The organism is Flavobacterium sp. GNP010 (assembly GCF_056428945.1).
In genome coordinates this window covers 59,192-75,777 of sequence record NZ_JBWJVK010000007.1, presented here as the reverse complement: position 1 = coordinate 75,777, position 16,586 = coordinate 59,192, and the positions used below count along the sequence as shown (strand labels likewise).

Sequence of the window (16,586 nt, the reverse complement as noted above, 5' to 3'; positions counted from 1 at the left end):
AATACAAAATTACTAAATGTTACTTGAATTACAATTAATTAAATGTAAAATAATACAAAAATGACCCCAGAGGAATTTCCAAAGGCACTCAATACCAAGGCTAAAGAGATACAAAATTATGCCAATAACCGTTATCCATCGGTAGCTGGAAACATTGCTTTGCGCTTTATCAATGGTAATTTTAGAGCTCAGGGATTTCAGGGACAAAGTTTTGATCGTTGGAAAAAAAGCCGAAAACCGAGAGGTAGCACTTTAGTTAAAACAGGAGCATTGCGTGCTGCCAACTATTACACCACGCAACCAGGACAAACTACATTAAAAAATAGTATGCCTTACGCCAAAGCACACAACGAGGGTTTTAATGGAATTGTAACCGTAAAAGCGCACAGCAGGAACAAGTACAGCAAAGCAAAAAAAGGTACTGGAAAGTTTACCAAAACAGGCAAAGAGCGTATGCAAACTGTGACCTACAAATCAGGTAGTAGTCAAGTAAGAGCGCACCAACGTAAAATGAATATACCAAAACGCCAGTTCATGCCAACAAATCCAAGTGACAGCCCCGTGCTGAACAATGCCATTGAGAGACAAATAGCTCGAGATATTAAACAAATCATGCAATAATTATGAACTCACCATTTGCTAGCTTATTTTTAGACTTACAAGCTCACATAGAGATTGAGGTTCCAGAGGTAACTTATATTGAACAAGATTTAGGACAACTTGGTTCTGATGATCCACGAAAAATGATGTCGTTTCCCGCCGTGCTTTTGGACTTTCCTGAAACCGAATTTTCTAACTTACAAGGCAAAAACCAAATGGCGCTACCTGTATTGTCTGTTATTCTGGTTATGGATACCTATAGCCAAACATACAATTTAGCACCTCTTGAGGTGAGAAAGTTAGGTTTAGAATACTTGGAGCTGGAACAAAAGTTGTATATGGCAATAGCCAGTTGGGAGAGTGATTATTGTGAATTATTGGTACGTAAAAGTGCCAAAGGATTAAACCGAAACGATGTAGGTTTACGAGTAAGAGAATTGATATTCACAAGCTCGTTTGAGGATTACAGCTTAGGTGACAACACACCAGGATACAAACTAAATTTAAAAACCGAATAGTGACAACTGGTTTTGTACCTCACTAGGAATTGGAGTTCCTTTAATATTCATCCATTGGCGATACGATAGATAAATATTGAATTTAGGAAAAACAGTACGTACTATTTTAGTATCAGGTACGTCATCGTGTTTGGCGTTTTTGTACACCTCAATAATAAATTGAGCACGTTTGTTATAATTTTTCTTATTATACGCCATGAAACAAAATTAAATCACATTTTGGTTCTGTGCAACACGAGTTTTCAGGTATAAAAAAACCCTTTGGCATAGCTTAACTCAAGCGGTTCACGTTAAACCTCGTTAACTTTCCCTGACATTAAAAATGATGCTCCCAAAGGGTAGGCAAATATAATATTTTAAAGCATAAAAAAACCCGACTGGATCTAGTCGGGTTTTTTTTATTTATGCTGGTTCTATCTGGACGACTTTTGAAAACTTATTTCCACTTAGAGTAAATTTAGCTTTTCCTATTACTATTGAAGCACTCTCTTTATTGAAATTTTCCTCAATCCATTGTGTTATTTTGCTTGTGTCACTACCTTCATAGGATACGGTACTTATGTACTTTAAAAACGGTTTTACGGCCACAATGCTTTTATTGTCTTGACCCGTTATTGAAGCCGCTATTCTAACTTCTTCGACCAAGTCATTTTCGTTTTTAAACATTCTCACATTATAGGTGATAGCAAATTCTTTTTTGTCGCAGTTATACATTGTTCCTTCGTTTGGGATGTATTGTTTATCTATTGCATATCCTTTTTTTTCTAAATCAAGGTAAACATCAACTGGTGACATTCCTATTATTCCTTTGGCTGTACTTATTTCCGATAATGCTTTTGTTTCTACAATATCGTCTGAAACAGTACTACTTCCAAAACTTTCAGCAAGTATTACAATCATAATTAATGATGCAAATAAAATCCCAAATACCTTAAATATTTTTTTGTTTGTTGCTATTCGTTTTTCCATGTCAATTTTTTCCATTTTTTTCTGTTTTTTATTAATAATCAAAAGTAAGAAAGTTACATCTTACGTACAAAGGTTTTTAAGCAATAAAAAAGCAACTAGCTACTATTGTTCACTAGTCGCTTATAAACGATTATCTCCCCAGATAGCATATTTAATACTGTCGTTTTAGGGTTTGCTATTTTACTTCATAATACTGTTTTTTAATTGTTGATTTATTGATTTTATGCTCATCTTTCTAATATTTTAAATCCGTCCAGTGAATCAACTTACCAGTAAAATCTTTATTGAAGTAAGCAAAAAAATCTTCAATTGTATCGAAACCATCGTTATGGGCTAGTTCGTCTAATTTCATTGGGTGTAACTTTACATTGTCAATTAGTATTTCCGGGTAAAGGGATTTCCCAAATACTTTATCGTAAACAATCTCAATTTTTTGAACGCTCACCACTGGCAGAACCGGAGCAAACCGAAACATATTTTTTTGGCGGCAATTTATAAAGAAATCAATTTTTGTTCCTGGTTTCCATCTTTCGTTTTTGTCCTCTCGGATGGTGTGGAGTTTAGCGGGCAATTTATCCTTTGCAACATAATTATAATTTGGTGGGTAATGGATGCTAGGGTCAATTGCCGCTTTCATGATTAGCTCCATTAATCTGAATCCTTTATGAATCTTCTCTACAAAATAAGTAGGCTTTCCGTTTAATTTTGTGCTAAATGGTAGTATCATGATAAATCGATTTCTACGTTATACATTGAAATACTGATCACATCATCAACATAAAACGACATGCTTTGATTCGTTGATTCGTGCCTTTTTAATTGTGGTACCGCTGCATTACCTTTATACTTTAGTAAGGCGTTTTTGTACAATTGTACGATATAATCGGTTGCTTCACTTTTAGTACTGAAGAGAATACAGTCAACCGTATTCAACTCATTTAAAATTAGCAGCTGCAGTTTGTTTTTTGTCGAGTAGGTTTTAGTAACCTTTGTAAATTGTTTTGCCATTTTTGTTGTTTTTAAGATGTTATTTTATCGATTATAACTTGCGCTAGTCGCCATTGAAAAAACGGCGGCTAGCTTGACAGTTATAATCGTTTACTTACTTGTTTTTTTGCTAGCTAAATCTTTTAACATTGGATTAAAAACCTTGCCCACTTTCATTGCTATTTGAGGGCGTTCGTCTTCATATCTTTTTTTGTTGATGTAAGTAGCGAGGTGTAATTTACCAATGCCCGGGTTTTTCTTTAAGTGATCAAGATAAAAGGGAATCTCAGTAAAGCACTTTATTACTTCGGAAGGTTTAAGTTTCTTAAATTGCTTTTCGGCATCTTGGCGGCTTACTTTGTAGTCGTACAAGTTCCAGAGAGCATCAAAGGATAAATCAGCGGGTGAAACTGACACTAGGAATACTTTAGTATATTTTTCATCCTTCATCCAAATATTTGTCATTGCGCTTTCATTAGCTGGGAACTTTGAAAACAACCATTTAATTTGATCAGGGTTTAATTCTCCATCACATATTTCAAACAGCTTTAAATTGCCGTTTAAATCGTATTTAAATAGAAAAACCAAGCCTATTTCTTTGCCTTGTGCGCGGTATGTGGTTAGCTGCTCCATTAGCAATCTTTTAAATGATCTATCATATAATAGAATGGGATATTCAAACGAAAAGCAAGGTTAAATTCAATCATTGCCCCCGTACTATGAAGATGGCAGGGAAGTAAATAAACTGCATCACAGTCGACCAACGCCTTTATGCATTTCCTCATTGCAGAAGGCCAAGGAGTATCCCAATTACCAACGACATTTAACGGGTTTATAACTTCAAAGCCTAAATTTTCAATTTCTTTTTGAACGATTGCAAATTTCTCTGTGCACGCTTCTTGTGCTTCTCCTGTCACTTTGCCAGCGATGTATATTTTCTTTTTGCTCATTTGAGTAAGTATTTAGTGGGTTTGATATCTTTAAATTGGTGTGCTAGTTGTAAGGCTTGCTGATGTTCGCGTTGAGTGCGCTCGAAATCGGTTTCAGTAGGTTTTGATGGCCGTTTCTTTTTTTGGTTAAGATACATTAGGCTAATTGTTGGTTAAGATTATTTCCTATGTACCGCAAAACGTTGCGGTCATAATCATTTAAGGGATGCTCACTCACAATAATTGTGAATTGCTCTAAGTAATGCGCTTCGACAATTTCGAGCGTGAAACAATGCTTTTTGTCTCGTGTAAAAAGATTACCGCTTTGCTGTACGTCTAATTGTTTTTTCTTGAATTTCAGTGCCACTTTGTCTATTACCGATCGTGCTACCTTTACGGCTCTGTCCTTGGTTGGTGTTTTGGTCATTACGCCAAAACTATAGACCAGTGCATTGATCTGTTTTTCGGAGAGTTTTAGTTTTATTTTCATTTAACTAATTGTTTTAAATCTTTGTGAAGAATCCAACTTTTCGCAATCAAAGCTTCAAAGCCTAGCTTAGATTTTAAAGAGTTTTCAATAAAACCTCTATCTCCCAAATTAGTCCCTTCACAGTAAACTGTTACTTTTTTATCTTCGGGAATTGGATTTATCTCATTTCCTTCATCATCATATATGTTTATGAATTTATCGATGAATTTATTCATTTGTTCTGCTGTCATCTTAACATTCTGTTTTAGGTTTTTCTAATTCTTCGCCACACTCGGTACAAACTAGTACCGTTTTTTCACAGGTGGCGACACTTTCTATTACTCTTGTTTCGGCGATGTCGTGGGGACAAACTACCGTGATGCTATATTTTTCCATCTGTAAAGTCTTTTGAAAAACAATACTTGGCGTGACAATATTTTGAGCACTGGTTAACATCGGAGCAATCGCATTTTGGGTACTTTGATTTTCGTTTTTTATTTTTATTAGATGGCCAGTTAATCCATAAAAACAAACAAATTGAAAAACCAACAATAAAACAGTGAAACATTAGCCAGTGTAGATCATTTATTATTTCTTCCATCTTACTTGTATTTTGATTTTACGATTCCTTTTAATGCTTCAATAATTTTCGAAACCTCTTCCGGTTCCATGTCTTTTAATGGCTTATTAATTGGTGATTTATTACTTTTTAAAAACTCGCTCAGTCTATTTATATCTGGAACTTCACCCCATTTTTCAGAAGGTACCGTCCATTGAGCCTGCATACATAGTGATCTCACATATTTATGCTGTTGATCATTATTATTAAATAAACCCCAGTTGCCTTTACTGTGGGTTCTGCCGCCTTGCACAATGGTTTGCAATTGCCTTTTTGGAGCGTTGTAGTCATCTATTGCGGAACCTTGTCCCTCGAATAGATATGGTGATTTAGTTGTTGTCATAATAGGCGTCATTGATGGAAAATGTAACTCCATAAAACCCTGAAATAATGAGCTTGTGATTTCCACCTGGATTATAAAATGAAATATTAAGCGGTGTGCAACGAGGGTATTTTGTGTTGAGCTCAATTTGTTTCTCTAAGATTTCTTTTTTTAGTTCTGGAAGTTTTTCGGCATCAATCAATTTTGAGCTGATCGATTGTAGATATCTTGCGAACTCTGCCTGTAGCTTGTTCTTGGTTTGTAGAGCGTTATTAGCCTCTAAATAGTAGTGTGATGGGTTCATTTTATTGTTTTTTTAAATTTGCTCCCGAGGCGGGAATCGAACCCGCATTGCTTAGTCTTTCCAATCGCCAGTAAGGAATCGAACCTTGCCTAAGTCAGTCCTACAAAAAGGACGCATTTACCATTTCGCCACTCGGGAAACCGAATTAACCTAACCTATTTTTTTAGTATAAATAATGTCCCAAGGACTATTAATACCGCTATAACAACTATGCCCGGTATTAAAATTGGAGATAAAACCCACCACCAACTCCAGTCAATGTATTTTGTTAATTTTAAAGTGATGAACACTATTGTTAATAGTCCTGCGAATCCTATTCCTCCTGATGATGTTGAATTTTTACTCATGTTTTAGTTTTAATTGTTATCCTTTGTAAGTTGCTTTTGTGTGTTTTTTGAAAGCTTTATTTTCTATTACTGCTTTTTTGTAATTATGAAAAGCATTCACTTCCTGAGAGGTCAATTCTTGGCGGTATATCCAATTACCGTTGGTGTCTTTATAGACTTCTTTATTGTTAACGCTGTAGCTCTCGTGATCTACTATTGGTGTTATCCTTACGCTCATTTTGCATTTGTTTGAAGGTGGTTCTTATTTTAAATCGAAGCCATAACACATAGTCAACGATGGCTTTCCCGTTGAGCACTATTAACAATATTGCCAATAGTGCCGTTACTGAGTTACTAGGGTGCATTAAACAGAAAACCTAAATGTTACCTTTTTAGTAAGACCGCTTTCTAATGCTACGAATTTCCATCCTTCTATAAATTGAGATGTTCTTGTATAAATAACTGCCTTTTCAATAATGTCTATTCCCTCATTGAATAGCTCACTATCATACATGTCTCGAAGTTTACTCAAGTCCTTTACCTTTCTAGGATTCAACATTCCAGTCACTGGGTTTGGCTTTAGAAAAATATCTAGGGCGGCTGCTAACTTTGTCAAGTTGTCGTTGTCGCCATCGCCTTTGAGCGTGTCCATATACATCTTGATCTTATCAACTCCAAGTCCTTCATTTCCGTTGAATCCATCTGTTTTATTATATCCAATCGTTAAACTAAATGATCCGTCTGGTAATGTTTTGGTGAAACTGTCCTGGTCTAACTTTTCAATTCCATAACATTCCTCTATTAATTTTGAGAGCGGTTCAAAATCAGAAAATGTCTCTAAAATATTTTCTTCAACCAGTTCTCTTATTGGCATAAACTTGTGGACGTTCTTAATTACAAATTCAGACCATAAATCCTCTAATGCCTTTCGGGAATTGGCTGTTTTAATTTTCTTTTCCTTTTCCTCTTTTTTAAGCTGTTGTACTAGCTCTTTTCTTTGGTCAGCTGTAAGTTCGCTGATGTTGAAAGTTGGTTTTTCTTGCGTTTCTGTGCTCATTTTGATTTTTATTGAATTAATTATTAATGTCCTAGTTGTATACTTATTTCGGGGGTAAAGCCCCCAAGCTCAACGAAAAGCCGTTTATGGAAAGCGTTACCGGTTGGTAAATCACTCCTGAAATATATTTCAGTTCCGGGAGGTGCAAACCTCCAATACTTGCACATGGTATAGCGGTCTAAAGTTTCTATTTCAGCAAGTGCTTTGTCGATTTCTTCTTGAGTGAACTGATCCATTTACTTTAAAAATTTATCGGTTGATAAGCCACCCCATCCGGAGGCCTGTATTTTTTCGATGGTGAATCTTATTTTTACCTCGATGCCTACGGGCATTTTATACTCCCTGACTTCGTGGCTGAAAGTTTCCTGATTCATGTGGCTTAATTGCGAAAGCAGTGCGCCACGTTCTTGATTGATGCAGATGCGTTCGCCAACTTTGAACACATGAATGCGACCTCCCTTTTGTAAGTCAGAGCAATATAAAAGCACGTTGTGCAAGTCTTCTAGTCGTTGGTATATGTCTTCGTAACTCATACATTATAGATATTATAGTTTCTTAAATCGAAGGTGTCACGCTCAAAGGTTCTGCCTTGCTGTTGTTCTGTGAGCTTACGCAAGTCGGTTTCTATTATGGTGCGGTTAGCGTGGTTGGGATTATCTCTTAACCATTGCTCTAGCTCTGCTATTTTATTTTTTCTTTGCTGTGGGGTCATTAGTTTTGGAGTATTGAGTTAAACACTTGATTTCCTTTTGGTATTTTGGTTTTTGCTTTTTCTAAAAGAGGCATAGGTCTAAGATTAAACAGCCTAAAAGTGCTTTCGTTATAGCAGTTTTGCAGGTCCATTTTGGTAATTGTTGGTGAATCGATATAGCGATCTGTTGATAAATGAAATTCTGACTCGCATTTTGTTAGTTCCATCAAGAACCAAGCATTGACTGCTGCATTAGATAGAACTGCTTGGTAGTCTCTCGTATTGGTGGTTACGCTTTCGCACCAGCGGGAGTAAAAGCCAAAAACCATCATTTCGTATTCGTGTTCTGTAATTGCTAGTTTTTCTGTTGTTGTTTTCATGTTTTTTTACTTTTAATTTAAATCTTGTGCTCCTCTTATTTTTTCATATCCCTCCGCCCAGATGATGTAAACACCTCCATTGGGTCCTATAGTTCTACCTTTGCAAAGGGCTTGATAGCCTGAAACAAAAATCTTTTTATTGGCATCATACATGATCTTAGTTTCTAGCTCTGAGTAGGGATTGTTATTCTTTGCCATGCCTGAAATAATGATGATCTTCTTTCGCTTATACTTGTTTGTAAATTCAAAATATTGTTGCAAATCCTTAAAAAAATAGGTAGCTGAATTGATGATCACTACTTTTGGACTGTCCCTCTTTTCTAAATACTCACACAGCTCTTCATAATTGTAGGATGCCGTTAGAAAATTATCCTTTACATCTTGCATGTTTTTTAATCGTATGCGATTGATAAAATCTAAATCATCCAAATCCTCTTCAAGTTCATTATGAATGGTTTTAAAGCTTTCTGAGAATGCTTTTGCTAAGTCTAAAAGCAAACTACTCTTACCAGAACCAGAACCACCCCAGACAAACCAAATTCCCTTGTTTTGAGGATTCCCAAATGCTTGATACAATTGCGGGTGTGTTTTCTTGAAGTCAATGAGCGTTACTGCTTGATTTACTATGTTGTTTACTGTTAAGGCTTTTTTCATTAAAACATTGACGTTGGTATGTTTAACACTTTTCGAACAAACGACTCTGTTAACGGTTCACCAGTTCTGTCTGCCTCTCGCATTGCTGGCACTAGACAGTCGTGCAATTCGCCATAGTTCTCACAGTTTGATTTTAAGAACCTCAATAAACCTTTGTCTTGAATGTTGTCTAAGAAACCTCTGTAGTTCTTATCTATGTTTGGTAACACTCGTATTCCAAACTTGATACGGCGGTAAAACTGGCGCATTCCTGCTTTTTTACGTTTTCTTAGTTTGTCCAAGTTGTCGATGAGCTCATCAGTACCAATCAACACTATCGAGCAATGCCCTTTTAGATCATCGTAAAACTCTTTCATCATTCCTAGTGTGGGTTGCTTCATATACTCGCACTCATCAAATATTAATTGTGGTTTCAATCCGTCAAACTTTTGCTTTTGCATGAACTTTACAATGCCGTTGATGTTTTTTGACTTGGTTTTTGCATGTGGGATTTTGGCACCTTCTAAAATCTTATCAATCAAATCAGATAGGTTGTCAGAGCTTCCAACTTTTACAATAAATGTGTCGAGTGGGTTGGCTTTGGCAAACAACTCAGCGTTGAATGTTTTACCGCTTCCAGTTTCACCAATCACGACATTGGTTAAGCCGTGTTCTTTTGAATCTTCAAGAATTGGCATCATAGCTGTCATTTGATTGGTTTGTACTGGTGTCCAGTAGCTTTTTTTAAGTGCCAAGCCTATAAATTGAGCCACTTTTTCGAACCATCTTTCAGCAATTTCAGTAGGACCTATTTTGAAGCTCTTGTTTCGCATGTTAGACACATAAGCCTCATTAATTCCTGACTTTTTCACAAACTCGTTAGCCGACATTTTGTGTAGTTCAAGGTAGTTTTCTAGTTCTTGTACAATTTGGTTTTTCAAGTCTGTTGTCATTGTTGTAAGTATTTGTTAACGTCTGTTTTTTGTTGGTAATAATCGTTTTGCTCTTCTTGCCACGTTTTTTCGGCTTGTTTTTCAATCTTTATTTCTTGCTTGAGTAACACTTTTTCGCCTAGTCGTTGCTTGTTTCGTTGATCTTTGTGTTGTCCTCTGGAATCAACTATTAAATGTTTGGCCAGAGTGTCACTTAGTAGCGGGTTTTCAAAGAGGTTTTCTAATAAATCCCTGTTTTCGCTTCGCTCATCTGTGATGTATTGAATAGCTGCTTTGTTGTAATCGTTTACTCTTTTAAGCTCCATTGCATCATTCTCACCTCGATCATCCAGTGCCATTGCTTGTACATATTTTCGCTCTAGTAAAAAGCGGTGTTTACTATCGGCACTTACTGCTAAAACTTGATCTATATTTTGAGGATCAAATAATACATTCCAATCTTGGTGTGCTTGTTTTCTAAATTCTAGCTCGTAAGAATCATACACTTGCTTACTGCCTTCAATCTTGATATTTAGTCCAGAACCTACTAATCTGTTGGTTTGTCCTGATGTTTTACCCAGTGCTAGTAAAAAGTTTTCTTGTGGCATTGGTAGTTTTAACTCTTCATCTACTTTTTGCCAATTGCTTAGGTACTCATCAATCTTTTTAGCTCGTTCTGCTTCAATGATTCGTTCTAGTTGTTGGCGACATCCTTGTTTATCTGGAAAGAACTTGCTCAGCTTGTTTAACATCTCAGAGTTCGGCTGGTTTTTAGAACCACTATTCACGTTATGCCCAGACCAGTTATCCATTAGCTTGCAATACTTTTTATTGATGTGATTGAAGTAAGGCTCAATCACTTTGGCTTTGGCATTCTTAACCTTTGCAGGAGTGTAGAACTTTGCGCACGCTTGATAAATAGGTGTCAATACTTTTGACTGGTAATTATCAGACTGTAACTGTCTAGGGTTGTATTTTTGACCAAACAACTCAGCTGTGTGATTGATGGCGTTGCGCATGGCTTCTTTTATTAGCTCTGGAGTCTCGTGTGATCCTATGGCATACCCAATTGGATATTTATTGAATGTGTCTAGAACAACAACCATTGTTAAGCGGTTGTGATAGGTCATTCTTGTTTGTCCTTTACTGTCGCTCACTGGTTTTTGATACAAAAGTTCTGCATCCCAACCGTCTAGTGTCCAATATAACATTGGCGTTGATGGCGCTTGACGTTTGTTTTGCATCAGCATATTATTTGATAATGCGGAAACTCCATTACGACCTGCATAAATCACTAGGTTACTCTCTTTTTTGCGATTCCCAATAGTTTGAGCCGTGATCGATGGCCAGTTTAAGCGTTCGCCAACCATATTGTAAAGTGAGGCGATCAATTCATTGTCAAGGTTAGTGTGCTTAGCAAGTAGCTCATCAATTAAAGCCTCTTGTTCGCGTTCCTTAACTTTCAATGCGTTTTGCATTCCAAACTTCCCAGATATTACAGCAGGATAACCCTCTTTTGCATACTTTGTAACCTTGTAGCGAAGCGAATCCTTTGTAGTTGGTAGTTTATGATCCACCTCTCTAAAAGCATTTACATCTTTACTTAAACTATCCCAAATATCTACTTTAGCACAACCCATTGCTTTTACATATTGCTGACGGTTGTTTTTGATAAGTAGCACCGTGTTTAGCACTGAGGCTTGATATACATACAACTCAATCGTGTCTAGTTCAAGTCTTAGCTTTTCGCCATACGTGTAGCCTGTGTAAAAATCCCATGCTGCACGATCTGCTACATAGTGTTGTGCAAACCAGCTATTTTTTATTTCCTCTTTTGGCTTACCAAAATGTATCACTAACATATCTTTCCACTCTTGTGATAAAGAACCGTGCAATACAAGTGCATCACTACCTAGCGAAGCCCGGCGCAACTGTTGTTCAGTGCACGTTGACGACTTCATACGGCCATTAATAGCCTTGTAGCTTATCACTTTTAAGCTATCGCTATGAAAGTGGCGGTCATAAATCAAGTACTTGATCTTAACACCTAATTTCTTATCGTGAAATTCGTATGGAGTTTCCAAATTGTTTATTTTTTAATTAAAGTGCTTGAGGCTCACTAAATGTTATGCTTCTTATTGCACCGCCTTGTAGAGTGATCGTTTCAATTACTTCACTAGTGAAGTTTTCGTTTACGTGGTGAATGATCTTTGTTTTCATGGTTTTTAGTTTTTGCTGTTGAATTTTTCCAGAGCTTCCGAAAATTGATTTTTTAGTGATTTATAATCCGCTTGAACTTTATCAGCCGTAAGACTTTTATTATCACCTTTTAAGCACATTCTGATGTATACCTTGGTCATTCCATACTTAGTAACCAGTGCATCCAATATTTTAGGATCGTAGGTATACTTCTTATTTTTTTGATTAGCTTTGTTCATTGCTTTTTTTGTTTCTTATTTGAAAGGCAAATATATAGACAATTTTCTATTTACAAAGCAAAAAATAACCTTTTTTCTATTTTATTTATGAAAGCAATTGAAAGATTATACAAATACATTGATTATAAAGGCGTTAAGCCTTCGCCATTTGAGAAAGAAATCGGCCTTTCAAATGGCTATCTTGGTAAGCAATTGAATAGAAAAGCAGATCTAGGAGAAGGAATACTAATTAAAATAATAGAAAATTGTCCAGAAATTAGTCCCGAATGGCTATTGATGGGAAAAGAGCCAATGCTAAAAATAGAAGACACAACTAACAGTAATGTTTTTAGGTTAAAAACAGATACTAATATTCAACATCAGTCGGTACCGCTTTACGATATCCAAGCCTCAGCATCAGTTGTGGCATTATTTAAGGATTCTAATAATGAAACTCCGGTTGATCACATTACGATACCCAATTTGCCTAAATGCGATGGTGCGATTTATGTTAGTGGAGATAGTATGTACCCGCTACTAAAGTCAGGCGATATTATTATGTACAAGAAAGTAGGTACTGCTATTGAGAATATGTTTTGGGGAGAGATGTACGTAGTTACATTAATTAATGACGATGGTGATGAGTTTGTATTGGTCAAATGGCTCCATAAGTCTGAACTTGGTACAGAGCATGTCAAATTAGTAAGCGAGAACCGCCACCACCAGCCAAAGGACTTTCATATCAAGAACATCAAGGGCTTAGCCTTAATCAAGGCATCTGTGAGGATCAACTCCATGTATTAAAATACAAATAATTAAAAATCAATTACTTACGTTTTTTAAATATGCTTTTTTGTGCGCTAGGGGGGTAATTATCTAATAAAAAACATTAGTTTAATTGTTAAAACTGCTATTTATGGGGTATTGCATCGTATTTTTTTTTGCGCCCGTGAGGTGACCCATGAGGTGACCCATTAGGTTACCCATTGATTTAAAAGGGCTTTTTTTGAGATGTACACAAATAGCGTTTAAACAACCCGTAAGAGCCGTTTAAAAAGTATTTAAATAAGTATTCAAAGTTTTTGTAAGTGCTTATTTTGTTGGTAAATTAGCCGTTTTAAACCCTTTTTTATGCTGTGGTGGTAATAGATCATTAAAACGGTAGTATAACGCTAAACAAAGCGGTAGGATAATGGTAGTAAACGATAGTACTTGTACATTTCAATTTTACACAAAAAAAGCCCCTACATTTCTGTAAAAGCTTGATTTTATTAGCCTTTTCGACCTTTTTTCGACCTTTTTTTTATTAAGTATATTGTTTATTTTAATTTATAGCCCCTACATTAGTCACTTATTAAATCATGATGAAAAATATTTTTTATAGCCTCTCTTTTTTTATACTGCTCATTTCTTGCTCTAGTCCAACTTCTTACGGCGATCCTGAAGTAAATTCCTTAGAGATTCAGAAAAATTTTATGGATTGGTGGACCTATCATTATGATAATGTAATGCTCGCTAGAGATTTTATTGGCCTAGATGCTAATTCAAAAGAAATTACCAAAGAGGAGTTTCTTAAAGCATTAGCAGATGGTGGTTTTATCCCGATTCGGCTTGTATCGACCGACAAAAATATCTTTTATTACAAACTTTTTAAAATTGAGGCTACTTCCGATACTAGCATACAAGCTACGATTGCGGCGGAAGCTTTTAATACCATAAATAATTTTAAAAAGGAAGGAAAACCTTTTCCCGTATTTTCTTTTAAAGACCTCGATGGGAATTTGATTACTAATGAAAACCTCAAAGGAAAAATAGTAGTAATTAAATGCTGGTTCATTCATTGTGTGGTCTGTATCGCAGAATTTCCTGAGGTAAATGAAATGGCTTTAAAATATAAAAACAGAAAAGATATCGTGTTTATTAGCTTGGCTGAAGATTCACCAGAGGAATTAAAGGCGTTTTTAATTAAAAGACCATTATTGTACTCCGTAGTTCCTAACCTGAAAACGTATATGAATAACACTCTTCAAATTAGCGGTTTTCCTACTCATTTTATAGTCAATAAGAATGGGATTATCGAGAAAGTAACATCAAAATACCAAGATTTAGAGATAGCTTTGGAAAATAGCAGTAAAATTAATTAGAACAAAATGAGCGCAATAAAATATCAGGCTCATTGCTCGTAAAACTAATTATACGTTTATTGGTCTCAAAAATAGTTAAAACTATGTACTTTAGTGCATTTCCCTTTCAGGTTCTAAAAATATTTACCGCAAATTCGCAAATTATTTTTTACGTTGCAAGTCTTTAAATTTGCGAATTTGCGGTGGATTTTACATTTTAACCTCGCAGACTTTCAGTCTGCCAAACAAAATCTATGGACTTTAAGTCCATAGTGGTTTAGTTAGTTCTTTGTGGCATTTTCCAGCAAACGAGATTTTTAATAACAATGGGTCCGTAAATTTTTTTATTCTCATCAAGTTTTAAAATCAAATAAATCTTTAAGAAGTATAAAACGGCTTAAAAATTTTGATGTAAATCGATCATTTAAAAACTATAATCGCTTTATCGTTTCTGGACCATTCACTCCAAGAGCCAACGAACAGTTTTGGCATTGCTAGCCCAGCATAATCGATTGCTAAAAGAGTTTGGCATGCGGTAACGCCAGAGCCACAATGAATAATGATGTTCTCTTGTTTAATAGCTCCAAAAATTTCTTGATATTTTTGTTTTAGTTCTGATGCGGATAAAAACCGCCCATTTTGATTTAAGTTGGTAGTAAAAGGAATGTTGATTGCCCCAGGAATATGACCTGCCACTAAATCTATAGGCTCATACTCGCCGCGATACCGACTGTTTTCTCGAACATCAATAACCAAATAATTTTCGTTCTGAGAATTGTTTTCCACTTCGGTAATTGTTGCAGTTGGTAGTTTCCAATTGTCGAATGTGTAGTTTGGGACAAGCTTTGGCGTTTCTGTTTTATCATTTGTTGGAAACCCCATATTTTCGGCTTGCTGTAATCCTCCATTTAAAACTTGAACTTTTTCATGACCAATTGATCGCAACATCCACCAAAATCGAGCTGCAGCATTGGCTCCGTTTTTATCATCATAAATGACAACGTGACTGCTATTTGTTATTCCGAGCTTTGTCAACGTCTCCGCAAATTTTTCAATTTCTGGCAAAGGATGTCTTCCTCCATCTGCGAGATCATTTTTGATATCAGCCAAATCAGTATTTAAATCGACAAACAATGCTTGGTCTAAATGTTTAGCCTCGTACGTTATTTTAGCATCTTTTCCGTTGCTAGCATCAACAAGAACTACTGCATCGTTTTTGTACAATTCCAATAACTCAGCAGCCTCAATAAGTGGTGACAGGCGTTTTGTCGTATTTGTTATTTCGCTGTATGCCATGATTTTATTGCGGTTTTTTTTTAGTTCATTTCCTTATTTCGTCCATTTCTTATTGTAAAATACAATCCAATTAGTATAAAAGGAATACTTAAAATTTGTCCCATATTTAGCTTCATGCCTTCTTCAAATGATACTTGATTGATCTTGACAAACTCGATTAAGATTCGCATGCTGAAAATTAGCGTAATTGCTAGGCCAAAGTAAAAACCATTTCCTATTGTTATGTTTTTAGTTTTGTAGGTTATAAAGAGTAATAGAAAAATAATAAAGTAAGCAATGGCCTCATACAATTGAGCTGGATGCCTTGGTATAGTGTCAACACGTTTAAAAATAAATGCCCAAGGCATTGTTGTAGGATTGCCAATCATTTCTGAGTTCATTAAGTTGGCAAGCCTTATAAACGCCGCTCCAAGTGGAGCAACAATTGCAATTAAATCTAGGATTTTGAGGTACTTGATTTTATATTTTTTTGAATATAAATAAAGAGAAATAAGTAAACCTACTGTTCCTCCGTGACTGGCTAATCCCGAGAAACCTACGAATTTATAATCCCCAGTGATCGTTTTTTTTATTGGTAAAATAATTTCGATTAGATTTTTAGAATAATAATCAAAATCATAAAAGAAGCAGTGCCCCAATCTCGCTCCAACAAAAATCCCGATGATGCCGTATAGAAATAATGCTTCGTGTGCGCTATCATTTAAATTTTCTGCCTTATAAATTTTCTTAAGTATTGCCATGGACAACAGCAAACCCGCAGCAAATAATAGTCCGTAATATTTTATAGGGAATCCGCCTATATTGATGATTTCTGAGTCTACATCCCAATTTATATATAATCCAATCATAATTTTTTTCTCAATGTTTTAGTATTAATTTATAGTCGTGCTGTGTAAGTTTTAGGGGTACACTATAAAACAATTGCAATCCTAATGTAATGCTTTTTTTAGTGCAACGTGCTGTTCTACTATTTTTGAGGTTTTTAAATCGTTTAGTTTAAAAAATTTCTCTAAA

The 16,586-nt window shown here is 35.6% G+C and carries 27 protein-coding genes and 1 tRNA gene; 4 read left to right on the top strand and 24 right to left on the bottom strand.

The genetic code is table 11. From position 1 onward, the window contains the following. Positions 1–60 precede the first annotated feature (60 nt). Together AC061C_RS04330 and AC061C_RS04325 are read left to right on the top strand one after the other, a co-directional pair. Positions 61–621, top strand: coding sequence for a hypothetical protein (locus AC061C_RS04330; protein WP_478290183.1), 561 nt, complete (start codon positions 61–63; stop codon positions 619–621). 2 nt (positions 622–623) lie between these two features. Continuing rightward, entirely contained in the window at positions 624–1,118 is a 495-nt protein-coding gene (locus AC061C_RS04325; RefSeq protein WP_478290182.1) for a hypothetical protein, read from the top strand. On the opposite strand, the gene AC061C_RS04320 is transcribed toward AC061C_RS04325, so the two are convergent. From AC061C_RS04320 to AC061C_RS04215, 22 genes are all read right to left on the bottom strand, one after another. Beyond that, positions 1,104–1,316, bottom strand: coding sequence for a hypothetical protein (locus AC061C_RS04320; RefSeq protein WP_478290181.1), 213 nt, complete (start codon positions 1,314–1,316; stop codon positions 1,104–1,106). The genes AC061C_RS04325 and AC061C_RS04320 overlap by 15 nt on opposite strands. A 204-nt stretch (positions 1,317–1,520) precedes the next feature. Continuing rightward, positions 1,521–2,102, bottom strand: a complete 582-nt coding sequence (locus AC061C_RS04315; protein ID WP_478290180.1) for a hypothetical protein — start codon at positions 2,100–2,102, stop codon at positions 1,521–1,523. Positions 2,103–2,322: 220 nt separating this feature from the next. Next, the gene (locus AC061C_RS04310) at positions 2,323–2,814 is read right to left on the bottom strand and encodes a hypothetical protein (RefSeq protein WP_478290179.1); all 492 of its coding nucleotides are present in this window, start codon (positions 2,812–2,814) and stop codon (positions 2,323–2,325) included. Then, on the bottom strand, positions 2,811–3,095 hold the full coding sequence (locus AC061C_RS04305) for a hypothetical protein (protein WP_478290178.1): 285 nt from the start codon (positions 3,093–3,095) through the stop codon (positions 2,811–2,813). Before AC061C_RS04305 ends, AC061C_RS04310 begins: the two co-directional genes overlap by 4 nt. 90 nt (positions 3,096–3,185) lie before the next feature. Continuing rightward, the gene (locus AC061C_RS04300; protein ID WP_478290177.1) at positions 3,186–3,707 is read right to left on the bottom strand and encodes an LvrA C-terminal domain-related protein; all 522 of its coding nucleotides are present in this window, start codon (positions 3,705–3,707) and stop codon (positions 3,186–3,188) included. Continuing rightward, positions 3,707–4,024: a DUF4406 domain-containing protein gene (locus AC061C_RS04295; RefSeq protein WP_478290176.1), complete on the bottom strand. Its 318-nt coding sequence runs from the start codon at positions 4,022–4,024 to the stop codon at positions 3,707–3,709. Before AC061C_RS04295 ends, AC061C_RS04300 begins: the two co-directional genes overlap by 1 nt. A 136-nt stretch (positions 4,025–4,160) precedes the next feature. After that, positions 4,161–4,493, bottom strand: a complete 333-nt coding sequence (locus AC061C_RS04290; RefSeq protein WP_478290175.1) for a hypothetical protein — start codon at positions 4,491–4,493, stop codon at positions 4,161–4,163. After that, a complete protein-coding gene (locus AC061C_RS04285) occupies positions 4,490–4,723 on the bottom strand; it encodes a hypothetical protein (protein ID WP_478290174.1) in 234 nt (77 codons plus the stop codon). The genes AC061C_RS04290 and AC061C_RS04285 overlap by 4 nt, the downstream gene beginning before the upstream one ends. 1 nt (position 4,724) lies before the next feature. Beyond that, complete coding sequence (locus tag AC061C_RS04280; RefSeq protein WP_478290173.1) at positions 4,725–4,928, bottom strand: hypothetical protein; 204 nt, start codon at positions 4,926–4,928, stop codon at positions 4,725–4,727. A gap of 146 nt (positions 4,929–5,074) precedes the next feature. Continuing rightward, positions 5,075–5,446, bottom strand: coding sequence for a hypothetical protein (locus tag AC061C_RS04275; protein WP_478290172.1), 372 nt, complete (start codon positions 5,444–5,446; stop codon positions 5,075–5,077). Next, positions 5,421–5,717, bottom strand: a complete 297-nt coding sequence (locus tag AC061C_RS04270) for a hypothetical protein (RefSeq protein ID WP_478290171.1) — start codon at positions 5,715–5,717, stop codon at positions 5,421–5,423. The genes AC061C_RS04275 and AC061C_RS04270 overlap by 26 nt, the downstream gene beginning before the upstream one ends. Positions 5,718–5,738: 21 nt before the next feature. Next, positions 5,739–5,855: transfer RNA gene (locus tag AC061C_RS04265), tRNA-OTHER, on the bottom strand. A 17-nt stretch (positions 5,856–5,872) separates the two neighbouring features. Further along, complete coding sequence (locus AC061C_RS04260) at positions 5,873–6,064, bottom strand: hypothetical protein (protein WP_458566455.1); 192 nt, start codon at positions 6,062–6,064, stop codon at positions 5,873–5,875. 16 nt (positions 6,065–6,080) lie between these two features. Next, positions 6,081–6,281: a hypothetical protein gene (locus tag AC061C_RS04255; RefSeq protein WP_458566454.1), complete on the bottom strand. Its 201-nt coding sequence runs from the start codon at positions 6,279–6,281 to the stop codon at positions 6,081–6,083. Between the two features lie 126 nt (positions 6,282–6,407). Further along, positions 6,408–7,100 carry a hypothetical protein gene (locus AC061C_RS04250; protein WP_478290170.1) on the bottom strand — a complete coding sequence of 231 codons (693 nt, stop codon included), beginning with the start codon at positions 7,098–7,100 and terminating at the stop codon, positions 6,408–6,410. Between the two features lie 236 nt (positions 7,101–7,336). Continuing rightward, positions 7,337–7,633, bottom strand: a complete 297-nt coding sequence (locus AC061C_RS04245) for a hypothetical protein (RefSeq protein WP_458566451.1) — start codon at positions 7,631–7,633, stop codon at positions 7,337–7,339. Next, the gene (locus AC061C_RS04240; protein WP_478290169.1) at positions 7,630–7,812 is read right to left on the bottom strand and encodes a hypothetical protein; all 183 of its coding nucleotides are present in this window, start codon (positions 7,810–7,812) and stop codon (positions 7,630–7,632) included. Before AC061C_RS04240 ends, AC061C_RS04245 begins: the two co-directional genes overlap by 4 nt. Further along, positions 7,812–8,171 carry a hypothetical protein gene (locus AC061C_RS04235; protein ID WP_458566449.1) on the bottom strand — a complete coding sequence of 120 codons (360 nt, stop codon included), beginning with the start codon at positions 8,169–8,171 and terminating at the stop codon, positions 7,812–7,814. The genes AC061C_RS04240 and AC061C_RS04235 overlap by 1 nt, the downstream gene beginning before the upstream one ends. A gap of 12 nt (positions 8,172–8,183) precedes the next feature. Continuing rightward, complete coding sequence (locus AC061C_RS04230) at positions 8,184–8,825, bottom strand: hypothetical protein (RefSeq protein ID WP_458566448.1); 642 nt, start codon at positions 8,823–8,825, stop codon at positions 8,184–8,186. Next, on the bottom strand, positions 8,825–9,757 hold the full coding sequence (locus AC061C_RS04225) for an AAA family ATPase (RefSeq protein WP_478290168.1): 933 nt from the start codon (positions 9,755–9,757) through the stop codon (positions 8,825–8,827). Before AC061C_RS04225 ends, AC061C_RS04230 begins: the two co-directional genes overlap by 1 nt. Beyond that, positions 9,754–11,820, bottom strand: coding sequence for a hypothetical protein (locus AC061C_RS04220; RefSeq protein WP_478290167.1), 2,067 nt, complete (start codon positions 11,818–11,820; stop codon positions 9,754–9,756). Before AC061C_RS04220 ends, AC061C_RS04225 begins: the two co-directional genes overlap by 4 nt. A 141-nt stretch (positions 11,821–11,961) precedes the next feature. Next, positions 11,962–12,174, bottom strand: a complete 213-nt coding sequence (locus tag AC061C_RS04215) for a hypothetical protein (protein WP_478290166.1) — start codon at positions 12,172–12,174, stop codon at positions 11,962–11,964. A gap of 192 nt (positions 12,175–12,366) precedes the next feature. On the opposite strand from AC061C_RS04215, the gene AC061C_RS04210 reads away from it, so the two are divergent. Together AC061C_RS04210 and AC061C_RS04205 are read left to right on the top strand one after the other, a co-directional pair. Next, a complete protein-coding gene (locus AC061C_RS04210; protein WP_478290165.1) occupies positions 12,367–12,957 on the top strand; it encodes a S24 family peptidase in 591 nt (196 codons plus the stop codon). Between the two features lie 557 nt (positions 12,958–13,514). Next, positions 13,515–14,297 carry a TlpA family protein disulfide reductase gene (locus AC061C_RS04205; RefSeq protein WP_478290164.1) on the top strand — a complete coding sequence of 261 codons (783 nt, stop codon included), beginning with the start codon at positions 13,515–13,517 and terminating at the stop codon, positions 14,295–14,297. A 399-nt stretch (positions 14,298–14,696) separates the two neighbouring features. On the opposite strand, the gene AC061C_RS04200 is transcribed toward AC061C_RS04205, so the two are convergent. Further along, on the bottom strand, positions 14,697–15,572 hold the full coding sequence (locus AC061C_RS04200; RefSeq protein WP_478290163.1) for a sulfurtransferase: 876 nt from the start codon (positions 15,570–15,572) through the stop codon (positions 14,697–14,699). 20 nt (positions 15,573–15,592) lie between these two features. Further along, complete coding sequence (lgt, locus tag AC061C_RS04195) at positions 15,593–16,420, bottom strand: prolipoprotein diacylglyceryl transferase (protein ID WP_478290162.1); 828 nt, start codon at positions 16,418–16,420, stop codon at positions 15,593–15,595. Between the last annotated feature and the right edge of the window lie 166 nt (positions 16,421–16,586).

Excerpts from the sequence above, each read along its gene's own strand:
- AC061C_RS04330 (WP_478290183.1), top strand. The coding sequence starts at position 61 with ATGACCCCAGAGGAATTTCCAAAGGCACTCAATACCAAGGCTAAAGAG.
- AC061C_RS04325 (WP_478290182.1), top strand. The coding sequence starts at position 624 with ATGAACTCACCATTTGCTAGCTTATTTTTAGACTTACAAGCTCACATA.
- AC061C_RS04320 (WP_478290181.1), bottom strand. The coding sequence starts at position 1,316 with ATGGCGTATAATAAGAAAAATTATAACAAACGTGCTCAATTTATTATT.
- AC061C_RS04315 (WP_478290180.1), bottom strand. The coding sequence starts at position 2,102 with ATGGAAAAAATTGACATGGAAAAACGAATAGCAACAAACAAAAAAATA.
- AC061C_RS04310 (WP_478290179.1), bottom strand. The coding sequence starts at position 2,814 with ATGATACTACCATTTAGCACAAAATTAAACGGAAAGCCTACTTATTTT.
- AC061C_RS04305 (WP_478290178.1), bottom strand. The coding sequence starts at position 3,095 with ATGGCAAAACAATTTACAAAGGTTACTAAAACCTACTCGACAAAAAAC.
- AC061C_RS04300 (WP_478290177.1), bottom strand. The coding sequence starts at position 3,707 with ATGGAGCAGCTAACCACATACCGCGCACAAGGCAAAGAAATAGGCTTG.
- AC061C_RS04295 (WP_478290176.1), bottom strand. The coding sequence starts at position 4,024 with ATGAGCAAAAAGAAAATATACATCGCTGGCAAAGTGACAGGAGAAGCA.
- AC061C_RS04290 (WP_478290175.1), bottom strand. The coding sequence starts at position 4,493 with ATGAAAATAAAACTAAAACTCTCCGAAAAACAGATCAATGCACTGGTC.
- AC061C_RS04285 (WP_478290174.1), bottom strand. The coding sequence starts at position 4,723 with ATGACAGCAGAACAAATGAATAAATTCATCGATAAATTCATAAACATA.
- AC061C_RS04280 (WP_478290173.1), bottom strand. The coding sequence starts at position 4,928 with ATGTTAACCAGTGCTCAAAATATTGTCACGCCAAGTATTGTTTTTCAA.
- AC061C_RS04275 (WP_478290172.1), bottom strand. The coding sequence starts at position 5,446 with ATGACGCCTATTATGACAACAACTAAATCACCATATCTATTCGAGGGA.
- AC061C_RS04270 (WP_478290171.1), bottom strand. The coding sequence starts at position 5,717 with ATGAACCCATCACACTACTATTTAGAGGCTAATAACGCTCTACAAACC.
- AC061C_RS04260 (WP_458566455.1), bottom strand. The coding sequence starts at position 6,064 with ATGAGTAAAAATTCAACATCATCAGGAGGAATAGGATTCGCAGGACTA.
- AC061C_RS04255 (WP_458566454.1), bottom strand. The coding sequence starts at position 6,281 with ATGAGCGTAAGGATAACACCAATAGTAGATCACGAGAGCTACAGCGTT.
- AC061C_RS04250 (WP_478290170.1), bottom strand. The coding sequence starts at position 7,100 with ATGAGCACAGAAACGCAAGAAAAACCAACTTTCAACATCAGCGAACTT.
- AC061C_RS04245 (WP_458566451.1), bottom strand. The coding sequence starts at position 7,633 with ATGAGTTACGAAGACATATACCAACGACTAGAAGACTTGCACAACGTG.
- AC061C_RS04240 (WP_478290169.1), bottom strand. The coding sequence starts at position 7,812 with ATGACCCCACAGCAAAGAAAAAATAAAATAGCAGAGCTAGAGCAATGG.
- AC061C_RS04235 (WP_458566449.1), bottom strand. The coding sequence starts at position 8,171 with ATGAAAACAACAACAGAAAAACTAGCAATTACAGAACACGAATACGAA.
- AC061C_RS04230 (WP_458566448.1), bottom strand. The coding sequence starts at position 8,825 with ATGAAAAAAGCCTTAACAGTAAACAACATAGTAAATCAAGCAGTAACG.
- AC061C_RS04225 (WP_478290168.1), bottom strand. The coding sequence starts at position 9,757 with ATGACAACAGACTTGAAAAACCAAATTGTACAAGAACTAGAAAACTAC.
- AC061C_RS04215 (WP_478290166.1), bottom strand. The coding sequence starts at position 12,174 with ATGAACAAAGCTAATCAAAAAAATAAGAAGTATACCTACGATCCTAAA.
- AC061C_RS04205 (WP_478290164.1), top strand. The coding sequence starts at position 13,515 with ATGATGAAAAATATTTTTTATAGCCTCTCTTTTTTTATACTGCTCATT.
- AC061C_RS04200 (WP_478290163.1), bottom strand. The coding sequence starts at position 15,572 with ATGGCATACAGCGAAATAACAAATACGACAAAACGCCTGTCACCACTT.
- lgt (WP_478290162.1), bottom strand. The coding sequence starts at position 16,420 with ATGATTGGATTATATATAAATTGGGATGTAGACTCAGAAATCATCAAT.